This is a genomic window from Pseudonocardia sp. UM4_GMWB1, from assembly GCF_017312155.1.
GTDB classification, from domain to species: Bacteria; Actinomycetota; Actinomycetes; order Mycobacteriales; family Pseudonocardiaceae; genus Pseudonocardia; species Pseudonocardia alni.
The window spans coordinates 3,390,945-3,408,246 of the sequence record NZ_QJPN01000001.1 but is presented as its reverse complement, the minus strand read 5'-3'; the positions used below and the strand labels follow the sequence as shown (position 1 = coordinate 3,408,246).

The following is a 17,302-nucleotide window of genomic DNA, read 5'->3' as shown; positions in this document are numbered from 1 at the left end:
ACTGCCCGCGTCCACACCCCCTGTCCGGTCGGCACACCCGTTGCGGCAGGTGTGGACACCGGACAGGGGTGTGGATCCGGGTCAGCCGGCGAGGCGGGCCGGGCGGACGGCGCGGCTGCGGGCCCGGGTGGCGGCGGCGACCAGGGCACCGGCCAGGCGAAGGTCCTCGCCGTCGCGCTCGGGATGGGACTGGACACCGACCACCCAGGGCGCGTCGGTGCCGCCGGGGCCCGACGGGTCGCTCCACTCCAGCGCCTCGACGACGTCCCCGGCGCGGGCGGACACCCGCAGCCCGGGGGCGACGCGGTCCACCCCCTGGTGGTGGTGACAGCGCACCGTCACCGGGCCCGGACCCAGGATCTCCGCGGCCCGGGTCCCCGGCTCGGTCAGCACCGGCACCGGCGCGTACACCCCCGGTCCGGCCGAGTGCGCTCCGGCGACCTGTGCACCGACCACGTCGGGCAGGTGCTGGTGCAGCGTCCCGCCGAGCGCCACGTTGAGCAGCTGCAGCCCGCGGCACACGCCCAGCACCGGGATCCCGCGGCCGAGCGCCCGGTGCAGCGCCGCCACGTCGGCGGCGTCCCGTCCGGTGCGCGGTGTGTCGGTGTGCGCGCCGGCCACCTGCCCGTAGCGGGCCGGGTCGACGTCCTGGCCGCCGGTGAGGAGGAGCCCGTCGAGGGCGTCGACGGCCTCGACGGCGCCGTCGGTCGGGGCGAGCAGCACCGGGACCCCGCCCGCGTCCAGCACCATCTCGACGTAGGTGCGCGGGACCAGCACGACGTCGTCGTCGCGCATGATCCAGTAGTCGGCCCGCTCGCTGTAGCAGCTGATGCCGATCAGCGGGCGCGTCACGAGTCCGCCCCGCGCAGCACGTCGATCACCTGGTCGCCGTAGCGCGCGAGCTTGCCCTCGCCGATCCCGGAGATCGTGCCCAGCGCGGCCCGGTCGGCGGGGGCGCGGGTCGCGATCTCCCGCAGCGTCGCGTCGTGGAAGATCACGTAGGCGGGAACGCCCTGCTCCTTCGCCGTCGCCGCCCGCCAGGCCCGGAGCCGTTCGAACACCGGCGCGAGCTCGGCCGGCATCTCCACGGCCGGCTTCGACCCGCCCCGCGACCGCGACGACCGCGCGGCGCGTTCCGGCTCACTGCGCAGCATGACCTTCTGCTCGCCGCGCATCGCCGCCGGGGACTCCTCGGTGAACCGCAGCGTCGAGTAGTTCCCGCCGACGGTCAGCAGCCCGCGCGCGACGAGCTGGCGCAGTACGTTGCGCCACGCGACGTCGGTCAGCTCGGTCCCGACGCCGAACACCGACAGCTCGTGGTGGCGGTGCTGGTCGACCTTCGGGGTGCGTTTGCCCAGCAGGATGTCGACGACCTGCCCGGCGCCGAACTCCTGGTTGCGCTCCTTCTTCAGCCGCCACACCGTCGACAGCACCTTCTGCGCCGCGACCGTGCCGTCCCACGACGACACCGGCGTCAGGCAGGTGTCGCAGTTCCCGCACCGCTGGGCATCGGGCCTCTGCCCGAAGTAGCGCAGCAGCTGCGCCCGGCGGCACTCGGTGGTCTCGCACAGCGCGAGCATCGCGTCGAGGTGCTGGGCCAGGCGCCGCTTGTGCGCGGCGTCGCCCTCGCCGTCGTCGATCATCTTGCGCTGCTGCACGACGTCGGCGAGCCCGTAGGCCAGCCACGCCGTCGACGGTTCGCCGTCGCGGCCGGCACGCCCGGTCTCCTGGTAGTAGCCCTCCACGGACTTCGGCAGATCGAGGTGGGCGACGAAGCGGACGTCGGGCTTGTCGATGCCCATGCCGAACGCGATCGTCGCGCACATGACCAGCCCGTCCTCGCGCAGGAACCGGGACTGGTTCTCCCGGCGCACCGACGCGTCGAGCCCCGCGTGGTAGGGCAGCGCCCGGATGCCCTGCGCGGTGAGGAACTCCGCGGTCTCCTCGACCTTGCGCCGTGACAGGCAGTAGACGATGCCGGCGTCCCCGGCGTGCTCGGCACGCAGCAGCTCCAGCAGCTGGCGACGCGGCTCGTTCTTCGCGACGATCCGGTACGCGATGTTGGGCCGGTCGAAGCTCGCGACGAAGGCCTGAGCCCCGGTCAGCTCCAGGCGCTGCGCGATCTCGGTGCGGGTCGCGTCGGTCGCGGTCGCGGTGAGTGCGATCCGCGGGACGTCCGGCCAGCGCTTCGGCAGCTCGGAGAGCAACAGGTAGTCGGGCCGGAAGTCGTGCCCCCACTGCGCGACGCAGTGCGCCTCGTCGATCGCGAACAGGGCGATCCGGCCGCGTTCCAGCAGCCGCACCGTGGACTCCACCCGCAGCCGCTCCGGGGCGAGGTAGAGCAGGTCCAGCTCGCCCGCGAGGAACTCCTGCTCGGTGAGGCGGCGCTCGTCGGCGTCCTGGGTGGAGTTGAGGAACCCGGCCCGCACCCCGAGCGCGCGCAGCGCGTCGACCTGGTCCTGCATCAGTGCGATCAGCGGCGACACCACGACCCCGGTGCCCGGCCGGGCCAGCGCCGGGACCTGGTAGCACAGCGACTTGCCGCCGCCGGTCGGCATGAGCACCAGCGCGTCCCCGCCACCGGTGACCTGCTCGACGATCGCCTGCTGCTCGCCGCGGAACGCGTCGTAGCCGAAGACGCGGCGCAGGATCTCGTGCGGGTCGCTGCTGTGCACCCGCTCCGGGACCGGCTCCGGCTCCGGCAGCCGCCCCGGCCCGGCGGGCACGGCGGCCCAGGCGTCCTCCGGTGGGGGCTCGTCGCCGTAGTCGTCCTCGGGCTCGGGCGGGAGCGGGATCTCGTCCGGGTCGGAGGCGTCGAACACGTCGTCGATCGTACGAGCCCCGCCGCGTGCGCCCCGCCCGGCACTCACCTCGCGGCACCGCCGACCGCGCCCGGGCCCGGGCCAGGGGCGTGGCCCCGGTCACCGCCCGTGTGTCGCGGGCGCCGCGGTGCTGCGCCGGACGGCCCCGGGGTGTAGCAAGACCTGCAGGACCAGCGGCGTTCGCAGACCGGGCGCCGGGCGATCACGCGAGAAGGACGGATCCGTGGATCTGAAGATCGGGTACAAGGCGTCGGCCGAGCAGTTCGGCCCCCGCGACCTCGTCGAGTACGCGGTGCTGGCCGAGGAGCTCGGGCTCGACAGCGTCTGGGCGTCGGACCACTTCCTGCCGTGGCGGCACGAGGGTGGGCACGCCCCGGCCGCACTGCCCTGGATGGCGGCGGTGGGGGAGCGCACGAAGCGGGTGCAGATCGGCACCTCCGTGCTCACCCCCACGTTCCGCTACAACCCGGCGGTGCTGGCCCAGGAGTTCGCCACGATGGCGCTGCTCACCGGCAACCGGGTCGCACTCGGCGTCGGCACCGGCGAGGCGCTCAACGAGATCGCGGTGTCCGGGCGGGAGTGGCCCGAGTTCAAGGAGCGCTTCGCCCGGCTGCGCGAGGCCGTGAAGATGATGCGGGCGCTGTGGACCGAGGAGTCGGTCAGCATCGAGGGCGAGTACTACACCTTCGTCGACGCCATGATCTACGACCGGCCGGAGCAGCCGGTGCCGATCTACGTCGCCGCGGGGGGCCCGATGGTCGCCCGGTTCGCAGGCCGGTTCGGCGACGGGTTCATCTGCACCTCCGGCAAGGGCATGGACCTCTACACCGACAAGCTCCTCCCGGGGGTCGAGGAGGGCGCGGGCAAGGCCGACCGCGACGCGGGCGCCATCGACAAGATGATCGAGATCAAGATCAGCTACGACCGGGATCCCGACGCCGCGCGGGAGAACACCCGGTTCTGGGCGCCGCTGTCGCTGACCGCGGACCAGAAGAACTCCGTCGACTCCTCACAGGAGATGGAGCGCCTGGCCGACGAGTTGCCGATCGAGCAGGTGGTGAAGCGCTGGATCGTCGCGTCGGACCCCGACGAGGCCGTCGAGCAGATCAAGCCCTACCTCGACGCGGGCCTGAACCACCTCGTCGTGCACGGACCGGGGCACGACCAGCGCCGGTTCCTGACGCAGTTCACCGAGGACGTCGCGCCGAAGCTGCGGGCGCTCGCGTGAGCGCCGCGACGGGCGCCGCCGCCGTCACCCGCGACGGGCGGGTGCTGCGCTGCCGGGTCTCCACCGGCCGTCACGGCACCCTCGACGGGCCCGCCATGGCCGAGGTCACCGAGGCGCTGCTGGCGCTCGACCCGGCCGAGACCGGAGCGGTGCTGGTGCACGGCGACGGCGAGAACTTCTGCACCGGCGGTGACGTGCGGGCCTTCGCCGGGGCCGAGGACCGCTACGCCTACGTGCACGGCCTCGCCGACACCTTCCACTCCATGCTGCGCCCGCTGGCCGCCTCCCCGGTGCCCACGGTCGCTGCCGTGCCGGGCTGGGCCGCCGGTGCGGGCATGAGCATCGCGCTGGCCTGCGACCTCGCCGTCGGCGGGACCTCGACCCGGATGCGCCCCGCCTACCCCGGCATCGGGTTCTCCCCGGACGGCGGGATGACCTGGACGCTGCCGCGGCTGATCGGCGCAGCGCGGGCGCGGCGGGTCCTGCTCACCGACGAGGTCCTCGAGGCCGAGACGCTGGCCGAGCTGGGGCTGCTCGCCTCTGTCGTCGACGACGACCGGGTGGCCGACGAGGCCGCCGCGGTCGCGCACCGGCTCGCCCAGGGACCGACGGCCGCGCTGGGCCGCATCCGCGGGCTCCTGAGCGTGACCTGGGACCGGGGGCTCGACGAGCAGCTCGCGGCCGAGGCGGACTCCATCGCGACCTGCGCCGCGGGTCCGGAGGGTGCCGAGGGGCTCGCCGCGTTCGGCGAGAAGCGCCGCCCGCAGTTCCACTAGCCACCGCACACGACGAGGGGGCGCGACCGTCCGGTCGCGCCCCCTCGTCGTGTGTGTTCTCGGTCAGCGCCCGCTGGCCGGGCTCCCCGCGACGACCCGGCGCGAGCGCTGCGGGCCGCGGCCGGTGCCGGGCCTGCCCACGGCGAAGCGCCGGGCCGGGCGGTGCAGGCCCGGGCCGAGCGGCCAGCCCGCGTCGAGCGGGGCGAGCAGGCGGTCCAGCTCGGAGTCCGGGGTGGCGCCGACGCTGTTGCGCAGCAGCCGCTGGAACTCCTCGTACTCGGCGAGCGCGTCGGCGACGTGCCCGCCGGCGAGCAGGGCCTCGACCAGGGCGCGGCGCGACCGCTCGCGGCTCGGCGCGGTGGCGACGGCCCGGCGCGCGACGACGACGGCGTCGTCGTGCCGGTCGGCGGCGGTGAGCGTGCCGGCCAGTCCCTCCAGGGCGGACAGGCGCAGCTGGCGGAACCGTTCGCGCTCCACGGCGATCCACGCCGCGGTCCACGACGGGAGGATGTCGGCCTCCAGCAGCGCGGTCTCCGGCGCGCCGATCTCACGCACGGTGCGCAGCATGCTGGGCGCGGACAGCCCGCGGATCAGGAGCATGGCCTCGGTGAGATCGACGACCACGTCGTCGCCGAGCTGCAGCCGGCCGAGGTGGTCGGCGTCGAGCAGGCCCGGTACGTCGACGCCGGCGACGGCCTCGTCGAGCAGCCGGGCCGCGGGGACGGGACCGACTCCGGGCCACAGCGTCGCGGCGAGCGCCGCGGTCGGCTGCGGCCGCCGGTGGACGGCGAGATAGGCGACCAGGCGACGGGAGTCGACCGGCAGCGGGACGGCGCGGTCGCCCGCGCGCAGCCCGAACGAGCCCAGCACCCGCACGTGCGGGGTGGAGGTGGGAGTGCTCTGCTCACTGGATCGACAGTGATCGTCGGACATGGCCGTTTCCCCGGATCGGTCGTGACGTGCGGCCCGCGATCGGCTCCGTACGGAGCCGGGGCGCGCCGGGCGGGAGGGCCTCGGATCGCGGAGCAGGCACGACGGAACCGCACCGACACGGACGGCGGGCGGCGTCTCCGTGTGGTGTCGTGGGACGAGGATAGCCCAGCAGTGCCCACGGTGTGAGATCCGGGTACGGCCGGATGGTGGGATCTGCGTCAGGCCCGGGAGAGCAGCCGGACGTGGGTCCCGTCCGGGGCCCGCCAGACGTGCAGGCTGTCGCAGAGCTGCCGGGCGATCCAGGTCCCGCGCCCCCGTGCCTGCGACGGGTGCGGCGGCGCCAGCCCGATCAGCGGCAGCGCGATCGCCCCGCTGTCCTGCACCTCGCAGACCAGCTCCCCGTCGCGCGCCCACACCGACAGCCCCGCCTCCGGGGAGCCGTGCTCGACCGCGTTGGTGGCGACCTCGTTGACCGCCTGCACCATGTCCTCGCCGCGTGCGGTGTCGAACCGGCACACCCGGGCGGCCTCCTCGACGGCGTCGCGCACCCGGGACAGCTCGAAGGTGTTGTAGGACAACGTGACGTCCGGCGGTCCGAGCAGGTGCGGCGGCGCGATCGGCAGGGCCGCGAGCACCTCGGCGGGCGGGCGGTGCCGCGGGTTCTCGGTGAGCCCGGAGACGCGCAGCCCCAGCGGGTGGTTCACCACCGCCGACTCGCCGACCGCGCCGTGCAGCGGTAGCCGGGGGTAGGCGCACACCTGCAGGACCGGTAGCCCCGCGAGGGAGATGTTGAGCGCGGCCTCCAGCTCGACCCAGAACCCGCCGTCGACGCCGTCGAGGTCCGGGTCGTGCGCGCTCACCACGAACACCGGGCGGCCCGAGGAGGTCAGCGCCCGCAGCTCCCGGGCCCGCCAGGCGGCGACGGTCTGTCCGGACTCCCGGGCCGAGCTGGTCAGCGAGGTGAGCCTGCCGAGCTCGACCTCGTCGCCGAGCTCGTCGTGCAGCGCCTGCTCCAGCGGTGCGGGCAGGTCCACTGTGACCCGGGCGCCGGTGTCCCGCGCCGCGGCCCGGGCGGCCGGCGCGACGGCGGCGAGCAGCTCCACCGGGTCGTCGGCGTGCACGAGGGCGTGCCGGAAGCCGGGCGGGCGGGGTGCGGCGTTGACCTTCACCGGAGCTGTCCTCCCGGGTACACGACCTCGGGGGCCGGAGGGTGGTCGTCGAACACGAGCTGGGGGGAGAAGGCCGCGCCGCAGCGTTCGAGCACGCGCAGCACCCGCGGCCGGACCCGGTGCAGCACCAGGCGGTGGGTGGCCGGGAAGCTCTCGGCGGCGTGCACCAGCGCGACCGCGGTGGCGACGTCGACGAACCGCACCGAGGCCAGGTCCAGGCCGATGTCGGTGGAGGCGTCCGCGGAGCGCAGCGCGGCGTCCAGGGCCGAGTGCAGCAGCGAGGTGATCTTCGAGCGGTTGCTGTGGTCGACCTCGCCGGCCAGCCGGGCGTGGCCGGTACCGAGGCGCACGATCCGGAGCAGGCCGTCGTCGTAGGCGGTGGAGCAGGGGACGTGGTCGCGGTGCAGCGCCCGCATGATGTCGATCTGCTCGGCCGGGAAGTGCTCGGTGTCGTAGGTGCACAGCGCGGTCAGCCCGCCCGCGCTCTCGCGGATCAGCCGGGCCAGCAGGCCGTCGTACTCGGGCAGGGTGCCCGCGGCGCCCGCCTCGAGCACCGAGTGCATCTGGCCGGTCATCCGGGTGCCGTTCCAGCCGAGCTCGCGGGAGCGGGCGACCTCGCCGGACATCCCGGCGTGCACCTCGGACAGCGGGGTGCGGAAGGTGCGCCGGGTCCGTTCGGCGGGCAGGATCTCCAGCTGGCCGTGGCGCAGCGGGTCGTCGACCTCGACGCCGTCCTCGACGAGGCGGCGGAGCAGGACGTCGGCGGCGCCGTCGTCGTCGAAGTAGAGGATGCGCTCGCCCCGGTCGAGACCGTGCGCGACGTAGGCGGCGGCGAGCTCGCCGAGGTGCTCCGTACTGTCCGGGACCGCGCACACGTGATCGCCGGACGTCAGCGCGTCCGCCAGTTTGATCACGTCTCACCTGCCGCGTGCGCCCCGCCGCCGCACGTCGCGGCGCCGGGCACACCCCGTCACGAACTCCTGGACGGATCAACCGTACGGAGGCCCTCGGCGGGGACCGGAGACCTCGGAGTGTGTGGGGCGCCGAACCGACGGTGACACGCGACGAGCGGATCGCCACCGGCGGGCGACCAGGGTCGGCGGACCCGGTCCGACCAGGACGTACGGCCGTTCGGCGCTGCCCGGTGCACGCCGGACGGCGGTGGCACCCGGTGTCCGGGTGGTCACCGTCCGGCGCGCCACGGGCGGGTCAGGCGGCCGGGTTGACCGCGACCGAGGTGGTCGCGCTGCCCTGGACGGTCTGCAGGACGACGCAGTACCGCTCGGTCAGCTTCACCAGGGTCGCGACCTTGTCCTCGGCGGCGGGCGCGCCGCCGTCGCGGACGTCGACGTCGAAGGACAGGCGGATCTCCCGGAAACCGACCGGGGCGTCCTTCGCGACGCCGAGGGTGCCGCGGAAGTCGAGGTCGCCCTCGGCGCGCACGGCGCCGAGCACCTCGAGCTCCAGCGCGGTGGCCACCGCGCGCAGGGTCACCCCGGCACAGGCCACCAGCGCCTCCAGCAGCATGTCGCCCGAGCACAGCTGGGTGCCGTCGCCGCCGGTGGCCGGGTGCAGGCCCGCCTCGGCCATCGCCTGGCCGGTCGAGACCTTGCACGCCACACCGGAGCCGAGCTCCCCGTCCGCCTTCAGGGTGATGACCGCCGACTCCGGGTCGTCGCGGTACTGCTGCTTGAGCGGGGCCTGGATGTCGCGCAGGGAGATGTTGGTATCGGTCATGTCCCCATCCTCACCCCGACGGGGCGGCCCGCACACCCCGACCCGACGACTAGGGTGCCCGATGTGGGCGGGGAGAGCGACACCGGACGGGCGGCAGCGGTGCGCCGCAGCGCCCGCGAGGCCGCCGACTCGGTCCGCGAGGCCCGCGACACCGTCCGGGACACGGTGCGCGACACCGTCCGGGACTCGGTGCACGACACCGTCGGCCCGCCCACCGACGACGACCGGCTCTGGACCGTCCCGAACGCGCTCAGCATGCTGCGCCTGGCCGGGGTGCCGCTGTTCCTGTGGCTGATGCTCGGCCCGGAGGCCGACGGCTGGGCCGTCGCGGTGCTGGCGATCGGCGGGTTCACCGACTGGCTCGACGGCAAGCTCGCCCGCGTCCTCGACCAGTTCAGCCGGTTCGGCGCCATGCTCGACCCGGCCGTGGACCGCCTGTACATCCTGGCCGCGCTGGTCGGGCTGGCCGCGCGCGACATCGTCCCGTGGTGGGCGGTGGTCGCCCTGGTGGCCCGCGACGTCGTCCTCGCCGTCTGCGTGTTCGTGCTGCGCCACCGCGGCTACGGCCCCTTCGAGGTCGTCTACCTCGGCAAGGCCGCCACCTTCGTCCTGCTCTACGCCTTCCCGCTGCTCCTGCTCGGTGACGGCCCCTCACCCGCCGAGGCCGTGGTCGGCGTCGTCGCGAACGCCTTCGCCATCTGGGGCGTGGCCCTCTACCTGTGGTCGGGGCTGCTGTACCTGGCCCAGTTCCGGCTGGCGCTGCGGCGCCCGGCGCCGGGCGCCCCGGCCCCGTCGACCCGGTTCGATCACGGCGGCGCCGGGGGATAGGCTCCCCGGTGTGAGCTCGGAGATTCCGTCGGACCTGTCCTACACCGAGGCCCACGAGTGGGTGCGCCGCAGCGGGGACGGGGTGGTCCGGGTCGGCATCACCGACCACGCCCAGTCGCAGCTCGGTGACGTCGTCTTCGTGCAGCTGCCGGCCGTCGGTGACACCCTCGCCGCGGGCGACGCCATGGGCGAGGTCGAGTCGACCAAGTCCGTGTCGGACATCTACGCCCCGGTCGGCGGCGAGGTCGTCGCCGTGAACGACGGGCTGGACGCGGGCCCGGAGCTGGTGAACTCCGCGCCCTACGGCGACGGGTGGATCGTCGAGATCCGCCTGGCCGAGGGGGCCTCGCTCGACGGCCTGCTCGACGCCGAGGCCTACCGCCAGCTGGCCGACGGCGCCTGAGCCGGTCCGCCCGCCGCACCACGCGGCACGGCGCGCCGCCCTCCGTATCGCCCCGGCCGCTCCGACCGGTAGGTTCACATCCCCTGGACGTGCCGTCCGGAAGGGACCGGGACACCGGCCCCGCACCGCCCTGACCGCCCGGACACCGTCCGGGTACCGCATCCGCGAGGAGGAGTCCCCGAGGTGACCACGAACGACCCGCGCGACGTGCCACCGGAGCGCGCACCGGAGACCACGTCGGTCTTCCGGGCGGACTTCCTCGCCGACGTCGAGCAGCCGGCCGCCGAGCCCGCCGTCTCGGGTGTCGACGGGCTGCCCGCCGGGTCGGCGCTGCTCGTCGTCCGGCGCGGTCCGAACGCCGGCTCGCGCTTCCTGCTGGACGTGCCGACCACCAGCGCCGGCCGGCACCCCGACAGCGACATCTTCCTCGACGACGTCACCGTCTCCCGGCGGCACGCGGAGTTCCGCCGCGACGCCGGTGAGTTCGTCGTGGTCGACGTCGGCAGCCTCAACGGCACCTACGTCAACCGCGAGCCGGTCGACACGGCGGTGCTCGCCAACGGCGACGAGGTGCAGATCGGCAAGTTCCGCCTGGTCTTCCTGACCGGGCCCCGTGAGACGGGCGCCCAGGGCTGATCCCGGGTCCTTGCGGCGGCGCCGTCGGTGCCGTTCACGGACCCCCGCGGACGACCGGCCCGTCGCACCAGGGGTGCTCCCGTACCCTCTGGTGCGACGGGCCTTCTGCGTGGACGGGGACCGGCGGGTGTCGAGCCGACACGCCGTGCGCGACGGGCGTGTGACGATCGTCGAACGGACCCCGTCACTCCCCGTCCGGAGGCGCGCGTCGGGGCGGACCGCCGTGTAGCGTCATCAGGTGTCGGTGGCAGTGCGGTGGCAACGACACGGAGCCCGTCGGGTCCGCCGCACGGGTCAGGGCGAGCAAGGCGATCAGGGCGGCCGGGGTGGCGTGTCCACCCGGGTGGCCCGACAGGCCCGACAGGGCCGGGGAGGCGGGCTGATGAGCGAGATGCGCGTCGTGGGCGTCCGGGTCGAACTTCCGGCGAACCAGCCGATCCTGCTGCTGCGGGAGACGAACGGCGACCGATACCTCCCGATCTGGATCGGATCGGTGGAGGCGACGGCGATCGCCCTTGAGCAGCAGGGGGTCAAGCCCGCGCGGCCGCTGACCCACGACCTGCTCAAGGACGTGATCGGGGCACTCGGGCGGCGGCTCGAGCAGGTGCGGGTGACCGACCTGCAGGAGGGCACCTTCTACGCCGAGCTGATCTTCGACGGCGGCGTCACGGTGTCCGCGCGGCCGAGCGACTCGATCGCGCTGGCGCTGCGGACCGGTGTCCCGGTGCACGCCGACGAGAGCGTCCTCGCCGAGGCGGGTCTGGTCATCCCCGACGAGCAGGAGGACGAGGTCGAGAAGTTCCGCGAGTTCCTCGACTCCGTGTCGCCGGAGGACTTCCGCGGGGCCCAGCCGGGCTGATCCGTCCGGGTGACCACCGCCGTGACCCGGCGGTGGAACCGGATGGACCACGGTCCGACCGTTCACCGACGTCACCGACCGTTCGGCGGCTGTACGCCCTCCGTACCCGGCAACCCGGGCGGGTGTCCGGTACGCCCGGGTCGGCGAGCCGCGTTGACCGCCTCGGCCACTGGGCCTACCGTCATCACGACTGATGACATCCGTGGAACTCATCCACTACCCAGAGTCACCTGGTAGGAGAGGTCACGGTCCCGACCGAGGGAGAACGCGCGGTGCAGACGCCACCACCCGAGGGGCCGGGTCAGGGAGAGCTGTTCCCGGACCCGCTCGTCGGTGAGGGGCTCGACGGGGTGACCGACCGCCTGGTCGGCTTCCGCGGGCCCACCGCGTGCCAGGTCGTCGGCATCACCTACCGGCAGCTGGACTACTGGGCCCGCACCGGGCTGGTCGTGCCGTCGATCCGCGGCGCCGCCGGGTCGGGCAGCCAGCGGCTGTACTCCTTCAAGGACGTCCTCGTCCTCAAGATCGTGAAGCGGCTGCTCGACGCCGGTGTCTCGCTGCAGAACATCCGGATCGCCGTCGAGCACCTGCGCCGGCGCGGGATACGCGACCTGGCCGGCATCACCCTGTTCTCCGACGGCACCACCGTCTACGAGTGCACCTCCCCGGAGGAGGTCGTCGACCTGCTGCAGGGCGGCCAGGGCGTGTTCGGGATCGCGGTGTCCGGGGCGATGCGCGAGATCTCCGGCGTCATCAAGGACTTCCCGGCCGAGCGGGCCGACGGCGGCACCGTCGACGAGGCACCCGAGGACGAGCTGGCCCGCCGCCGCGCGCGCCGCGCGATCTCCTGACGCCGCTCCGGCAGGCCTACGCGACGGCGTCGATGCGCCGCTCCGGCAGGCCTACGCGACGGCGTCGACGGGCCGCTCCGGCAGGCCTACGCGACGGCGCGGAACGGGTCGTGCTCGGCCAGCAGCTTCTCCATCCGCGCCTGGTCGACCCGGTTGACCACGGTCAGGCTGTCCTGCCGGTCCCGGACGCACTTCGCCAGGGTGAACGCCGAGGTGATCGCGTACAGCACGGCGATGGCGAGGAACGCCTTCACCCACCCGTCGACGGGCAGGTAGACGGTTCCGACGACGACGGCCGCGAGCGACACGCCGAAGGACAGCATCGCCTGCGTGTGGAACGCGGCGGTGGTGGCCGGAGTGGTGTTCGGAGCGCTGGTGTTCGACATGGCAGGAAGTGTGACGAGCCGGCGCAGGCGGCGACGCCGCAGAACTACGCAGGTAGGCTGGCCCGGTAGTCGTCGACGCCGCGCGGGAGAGCCCCGGGGAACGAGCCCGGGCGCCGAAGGAGCAACCCCTTCCCGGAATCTCTCAGGCACACGGACCGCGCGGTCGAGGCGCCTCTGGAAAGCGACGGGCCGCACACGCACGCGGGGCGCCCGTCCGCCGACGGGGAAAGCCGGAAGCCTCCGGTGAATCTCTCAGGCGCCCGGTCTGCGGGTACGGACAGAGGGGGAGGGGCCAGTCGCCCTGCCCCGATCCGCCCGACGACCTCCGGAGGCGCCGTGAGCCCGACGTCCGAGCACCGTCCCACCCTCGCCGAGCTGGAGCGGGGGCTCCCGTTCGCCGAGCGCCACATCGGGCCCCGCCCCGATGACCTGGCCCGGATGCTGGAGGTGCTGGGCGTCGACTCCCTCGACGCGCTCGCCGCCCGCGCGCTGCCCGACACCATCCGCGACGACGCACCGGTCGGTGCCTCGCTGCCCGCGCCGGTCGGCGAGGCCGAGATGCTGGCCGAGCTGCGCGAGCTGGCCGGGCGCAACACCGTCACCGTCCCGATGATCGGCTACGGCTACCACGGCACCCGCACCCCGTCGGTGATCCGCCGGAACGTGCTGGAGAACCCGGCCTGGTACACCGCGTACACGCCGTACCAGCCCGAGATCAGCCAGGGCAGGCTCGAGGCCCTGCTGACCTTCCAGACGATGGTGTCCGACCTGACCGGGCTGCCGGTCGCCGGCGCCTCGTTGCTCGACGAGGCCACCGCCGCCGCCGAGGCGATGACGCTGCTGCGCCGGGCCAACCGCTCGACGAGCCCGCGGTTCGTCGTCGACGCCGACACCGTGGCCCAGACCGTGGACGTGCTGCGCACCCGCGCCGAGCCGCTCGGCATCGAGCTGGTCGTCGCCGACCTCGGCGACGGCGTGCTGCCCGAGGGCGAGTTCTTCGGGATGCTGCTGTCCTACCCGGGCGCGTCGGGCCGGGTCGCCGACCCGTCGGCGCTGGTCGAGGCCGCGCACGGGCGCGGGGCACTCGTCGCCGTCGCGGCGGACCTGCTGGCCCTGACCCTGGTCACCCCGCCCGGGGAGTTCGGCGCGGACGCCGCGGTCGGGTCCACCCAGCGCTTCGGGGTGCCGCTCGGCTTCGGCGGCCCGCACGCGGGCTACCTCTCGGTCGGGCAGCGCCACGCCCGTCAGCTGCCGGGACGCCTGGTCGGGGTCTCCCGCGACGCCGACGGCCACTACGCCCTGCGGCTGGCGCTGCAGACCCGCGAGCAGCACATCCGCCGGGAGAAGGCCACCTCCAACATCTGCACCGCGCAGGTCCTGCTCGCGGTCATGGCCGCCTGCTACGGGGTGCACCACGGCCCGGACGGGCTGCGCGACATCGCCACCCGCACCCACCGGATGGCCGCGGTGCTCGCCGCAGGTCTGCGCTCGGGCGGGGTGGAGATCGTCCACGACGCGTTCTTCGACTCCGTGCTCGCCCGCGTCCCCGGCCGCGCCGACGCCGTCGTCGCCGCCGCGCACGACGCCGGGATCGCGCTGCGCCGCGCCTCGGACGACGAGGTCGGCGTCGCCACCTCGGAGATCACCACCGTGGCGCACCTGCACGCGGTGTGGGCGGCGTTCGGCGTCACCGGGGTGGACGTCGCCGCGCTCGACGGGGACACCGCCGACGCGCTGCCCGCGGGCCTGCGCCGCGCGAGCGAGTACCTCACGCACCCGACGTTCCACGAGTTCCGATCCGAGACCGCGCTGATGCGGTGGCTGCGCCGTCTCGCCGACGCCGACCTCGCACTGGACCGCACGATGATCCCCCTGGGCTCGTGCACCATGAAGCTCAACGCCGCCGCCGAGATGGAGGCGGTGACCTGGCCGCAGTTCGCCGACCTGCACCCGCTCGCGCCGGAGTCCGACACCGCCGGCACCCGGGAGATGATCGACCAGCTGGAGACCTGGCTGGCCGACCTCACCGGCTACGCCGCGGTGTCGCTGCAGCCCAACGCGGGCAGCCAGGGCGAGCTCGCCGGGCTGCTCGCCATCGCCGCGTACCACCGCAGCCGCGGGGCGACCGACCGCGACGTCTGCCTGATCCCGGCCTCCGCGCACGGCACCAACGCCGCCTCGGCGATCATGGCCGGGCTGCGGGTGGTGGTCGTCGGGACCGCACCGGGCGGCGACGTCGACCTCGACGACCTGCACGCGAAGATCGCCGAGCACGGCGACCGGCTCGCTGCGCTGATGATCACCTACCCGTCGACGCACGGCGTCTACGAGGCCGGGGTCCGCGACGTGTGCGCCGCCGTGCACGACGCCGGCGGCCAGGTCTACGTCGACGGCGCCAACCTCAACGCGCTGGTCGGGGTCGCCCGCCCGGGGGCCTTCGGCGGCGACGTCAGCCACCTCAACCTGCACAAGACCTTCTGCATCCCGCACGGCGGCGGTGGGCCCGGCGTCGGCCCGGTCGCCGTGGCCGAGCACCTGGCGCCGTTCCTGCCCGGGCGCACGCCGCGGTCCGACGGCGGCGTCGGCCCGGTGTCGGCCGCCCGCCACGGCTCGCCCGGCGTCCTGCCGATCTCCTGGGCGTACCTGCGGATGATGGGCCTGGACGGGATGCGCCGCGCCACGCTGACCGCGGTGGCGGCCGCCAACTACGTCGCCACCCGGCTGCGGGAGCACTTCCCGGTGCTCTACGCGGGCGCCGACGGCACGGTCGCCCACGAGTGCATCCTCGACCTGCGCACGCTGACCAAGGAGACCGGGGTGACCGTCGACGACGTCGCCAAGCGGCTCATCGACCACGGCATCCACGCCCCGACCATGTCCTTCCCGGTGGCCGGGACGCTGATGGTCGAGCCCACCGAGTCCGAGGACCTCGCCGAGATCGAGCGGTTCGTCGCCGCGATGGTGTCGATCCGCGGTGAGATCGACCGGGTCGCCGCAGGGGAGTGGCCCGCCGAGGACAACCCGCTGCGGAACGCCCCGCACACCGCGGCCTGCCTGGCCGACGACAAGTGGGACCACCCGTACCCGCGGGAGCTGGCCGCGTACCCGACCGGGGTCACCCCGGGGGTGCACGACCGGAAGGTGTGGCCGCCGGTGCGCCGGATCGACGGCGCCCACGGCGACCGGAACCTGGTCTGCTCCTGCCCGCCGCCGGATGCCTTCGCCTGATCGGGCACCGGCCCGCCGGGCGAATGTCCGGACAGGGCGGGGATCATGGCGGGGTGTCACGCCGACCGAGTGAGCGCCTCCGGGTCCCCGCCCCCGTCCTGCGGACGCGCGTCGGGTCGAAGCGGGCCGCCACCGACCAGCCCAACGTCACCGGCGACGGCGCGTCGCCGCTGACCGTCCGGTTCTGGCTGCTGCTCGTCGTGACCGGGGTCGCCGCCGGGCTGTCCGGGATCGTGCTGATGGCGCTGCTGCACGCGGTGTCGGAGTGGGCCTGGGGGTCCGGGGCGGCGGAGGGGTTCCAGGCGGCGGTCGAGCGGGCCGACGCCTGGGGGCGGGTGTGGCCGCTGCTGGTGGCGGGGCTCGTCGCCGGGGTCGGCGGGTACCTGCTGCGCCGGTTCGTGCCCGGCCGCACCGACGTCGACGACGCGATCTGGACCGGCGACGCGCGGCTCGGGGTGCGCCGCAGCACCGGCACCGCGGCGCTGTCGGAGGTGGTCGTCGGGCTGGGCGCCTCGCTCGGCCGGGAGGCCGCGCCCAAGCTGATGGGCGGGGTGTGGGGCGCGGTCCTGGCCGGCTGGGGCGGGCTGTCGCTCGAGCAGCGACGGCTGCTGGTCGCCTGCGGCGCGGGCGCCGGGCTGGCCTGCGTCTACGACGTGCCGCTGGGCGGAGCGCTGTTCACCGCCGAGGTGCTCGTCGGCACCGTGCGGCTGCCGGTGGTGCTGCCCGCCCTGGCCTGCACCGCGACCGCCACCGTCGTCGCCTGGCTGTACCTGCCCACCGGGCCGGTCTACCCCGGCCTCCCGGTCCCGGTGGCGACGCCGTCGCTGCTGGTGTGGGCGGTGCCCGCGGGCGTGCTGATCGGGGTGCTCGCGACCGGCTGGGTCCGGCTGATCGGGTTCGTGTCGCACCACGGGCCCCGGCGGACGTGGTGGCGGATCGCCGCCCCGGTCGTCGCGTTCGGGCTGCTCGGTGTGGCCGGGCTGGCGTTCCCGCAGCTCTACGGCAACGGCGCGGACCTGGCCGAGCAGGCCTTCCTCGGCGGCGGGGCGCTGCTGCTGTTCGCGGCGCTGGCCGTGCTGAAGCCGTTGGTGACGGCGATGTGCCTGGGCAGCGGCGCGTCCGGCGGGCTGTTCACCCCGACGCTGTGCACCGGCGCGCTGCTCGGGGCCGCGCTCGGCGTGGCCTGGTCGGCGCTGTGGCCGGGCACCCCGGTCGGCACGTTCGCCCTGGTCGGGGCGGCCGCGATGATCGGGGCCGGGATGCAGGCGCCGCTGGCCGGCCTGGTGCTGGTGCTGGAACTGACCGGCACCGGGTTCGGGATCGCCGTCCCGCTGGTCGCCGCGACGCTGGTGGCGACCGCGGTGGCCCGGTGGCTCGACGGGTACTCGATCTACTCGGCGCGCCTGGCCGCGCAGCCGTCGCCGGAGCAGTCGACCTGAGACCGGG

General features: G+C 74.7%; 16 protein-coding genes and 1 riboswitch. Of the genes, 9 read left to right on the top strand and 7 right to left on the bottom strand.

The features are described from left to right. Window positions 1-81: 81 nt before the first annotated feature. Both DMP15_RS16275 and recQ read right to left on the bottom strand, forming a co-directional pair. The gene (locus DMP15_RS16275) at window positions 82-852 is read right to left on the bottom strand and encodes a gamma-glutamyl-gamma-aminobutyrate hydrolase family protein (RefSeq protein ID WP_217266870.1); all 771 of its coding nucleotides are present in this window, start codon (window positions 850-852) and stop codon (window positions 82-84) included. Next, window positions 849-2,675 (bottom strand): DNA helicase RecQ, encoded by a 1,827-nt coding sequence (recQ, locus tag DMP15_RS16270; protein ID WP_139282780.1) that lies wholly within the window; start codon window positions 2,673-2,675, stop codon window positions 849-851. The genes DMP15_RS16275 and recQ overlap by 4 nt, the downstream gene beginning before the upstream one ends. 370 nt (window positions 2,676-3,045) lie before the next feature. Here recQ and fgd point away from each other — a divergent pair, with 370 nt between their 5' ends. After that, a complete protein-coding gene (gene fgd / locus DMP15_RS16265) occupies window positions 3,046-4,050 on the top strand; it encodes a glucose-6-phosphate dehydrogenase (coenzyme-F420) (protein ID WP_073574906.1) in 1,005 nt (334 codons plus the stop codon). Then, window positions 4,047-4,826 (top strand): enoyl-CoA hydratase/isomerase family protein, encoded by a 780-nt coding sequence (locus tag DMP15_RS16260; protein ID WP_073574905.1) that lies wholly within the window; start codon window positions 4,047-4,049, stop codon window positions 4,824-4,826. Before fgd ends, DMP15_RS16260 begins: the two co-directional genes overlap by 4 nt. Before the next feature lie 63 nt (window positions 4,827-4,889). Here the strand turns inward: DMP15_RS16260 and DMP15_RS16255 are convergent, their stop codons facing one another. The 4 genes from DMP15_RS16255 to DMP15_RS16240 all read right to left on the bottom strand — a co-directional run bounded on the left by DMP15_RS16255 (window position 4,890) and on the right by DMP15_RS16240 (window position 8,665). Continuing rightward, window positions 4,890-5,759 (bottom strand): AfsR/SARP family transcriptional regulator, encoded by an 870-nt coding sequence (locus DMP15_RS16255; RefSeq protein ID WP_083658288.1) that lies wholly within the window; start codon window positions 5,757-5,759, stop codon window positions 4,890-4,892. Window positions 5,760-5,977: 218 nt separating this feature from the next. After that, window positions 5,978-6,928 carry an ATP-binding protein gene (locus DMP15_RS16250; RefSeq protein ID WP_337826117.1) on the bottom strand — a complete coding sequence of 317 codons (951 nt, stop codon included), beginning with the start codon at window positions 6,926-6,928 and terminating at the stop codon, window positions 5,978-5,980. Then, complete coding sequence (locus DMP15_RS16245; protein WP_073574902.1) at window positions 6,925-7,842, bottom strand: MEDS domain-containing protein; 918 nt, start codon at window positions 7,840-7,842, stop codon at window positions 6,925-6,927. The genes DMP15_RS16250 and DMP15_RS16245 overlap by 4 nt, the downstream gene beginning before the upstream one ends. A gap of 295 nt (window positions 7,843-8,137) precedes the next feature. Next, window positions 8,138-8,665, bottom strand: coding sequence for an OsmC family protein (locus DMP15_RS16240; protein ID WP_073574901.1), 528 nt, complete (start codon window positions 8,663-8,665; stop codon window positions 8,138-8,140). Window positions 8,666-8,854: 189 nt separating this feature from the next. Between DMP15_RS16240 and DMP15_RS16235 the strand changes: the two genes are divergently transcribed. The 5 genes from DMP15_RS16235 to DMP15_RS16215 all read left to right on the top strand — a co-directional run bounded on the left by DMP15_RS16235 (window position 8,855) and on the right by DMP15_RS16215 (window position 12,242). After that, entirely contained in the window at window positions 8,855-9,493 is a 639-nt protein-coding gene (locus tag DMP15_RS16235; RefSeq protein WP_073575336.1) for a CDP-alcohol phosphatidyltransferase family protein, read from the top strand. Between the two features lie 10 nt (window positions 9,494-9,503). Further along, window positions 9,504-9,896, top strand: a complete 393-nt coding sequence (gcvH, locus tag DMP15_RS16230) for a glycine cleavage system protein GcvH (RefSeq protein WP_073574900.1) — start codon at window positions 9,504-9,506, stop codon at window positions 9,894-9,896. A gap of 183 nt (window positions 9,897-10,079) precedes the next feature. After that, on the top strand, window positions 10,080-10,532 hold the full coding sequence (garA, locus tag DMP15_RS16225; RefSeq protein ID WP_073574899.1) for a glycogen accumulation regulator GarA: 453 nt from the start codon (window positions 10,080-10,082) through the stop codon (window positions 10,530-10,532). Window positions 10,533-10,914: 382 nt separating this feature from the next. Next, window positions 10,915-11,391 (top strand): bifunctional nuclease family protein, encoded by a 477-nt coding sequence (locus tag DMP15_RS16220; RefSeq protein ID WP_010224693.1) that lies wholly within the window; start codon window positions 10,915-10,917, stop codon window positions 11,389-11,391. Window positions 11,392-11,663: 272 nt separating this feature from the next. Continuing rightward, window positions 11,664-12,242 (top strand): MerR family transcriptional regulator, encoded by a 579-nt coding sequence (locus DMP15_RS16215; protein WP_208623102.1) that lies wholly within the window; start codon window positions 11,664-11,666, stop codon window positions 12,240-12,242. Between the two features lie 86 nt (window positions 12,243-12,328). Here the strand turns inward: DMP15_RS16215 and DMP15_RS16210 are convergent, their stop codons facing one another. Next, a complete protein-coding gene (locus DMP15_RS16210; RefSeq protein WP_062394965.1) occupies window positions 12,329-12,628 on the bottom strand; it encodes a YiaA/YiaB family inner membrane protein in 300 nt (99 codons plus the stop codon). A 73-nt stretch (window positions 12,629-12,701) separates the two neighbouring features. Then, a riboswitch (glycine riboswitch) is annotated at window positions 12,702-12,796 on the top strand. Window positions 12,797-12,964: 168 nt separating this feature from the next. Here DMP15_RS16210 and gcvP point away from each other — a divergent pair. Further along, window positions 12,965-15,856 (top strand): aminomethyl-transferring glycine dehydrogenase, encoded by a 2,892-nt coding sequence (gcvP, locus tag DMP15_RS16205; RefSeq protein WP_161151438.1) that lies wholly within the window; start codon window positions 12,965-12,967, stop codon window positions 15,854-15,856. Window positions 15,857-15,909: 53 nt separating this feature from the next. Next, window positions 15,910-17,295 carry a chloride channel protein gene (locus DMP15_RS16200; RefSeq protein ID WP_161151439.1) on the top strand — a complete coding sequence of 462 codons (1,386 nt, stop codon included), beginning with the start codon at window positions 15,910-15,912 and terminating at the stop codon, window positions 17,293-17,295. The last annotated feature ends 7 nt before the right edge of the window (window positions 17,296-17,302 follow it).

What these genes read in the sequence shown, in the direction of transcription:
- DMP15_RS16255 (WP_083658288.1), bottom strand. Translation starts at nt 5,759, where the DNA reads ATGTCCGACGATCACTGTCGATCCAGTGAGCAGAGCACTCCCACCTCC.
- DMP15_RS16210 (WP_062394965.1), bottom strand. Translation starts at nt 12,628, where the DNA reads ATGTCGAACACCAGCGCTCCGAACACCACTCCGGCCACCACCGCCGCG.
- DMP15_RS16220 (WP_010224693.1), top strand. Translation starts at nt 10,915, where the DNA reads ATGAGCGAGATGCGCGTCGTGGGCGTCCGGGTCGAACTTCCGGCGAAC.
- DMP15_RS16240 (WP_073574901.1), bottom strand. Translation starts at nt 8,665, where the DNA reads ATGACCGATACCAACATCTCCCTGCGCGACATCCAGGCCCCGCTCAAG.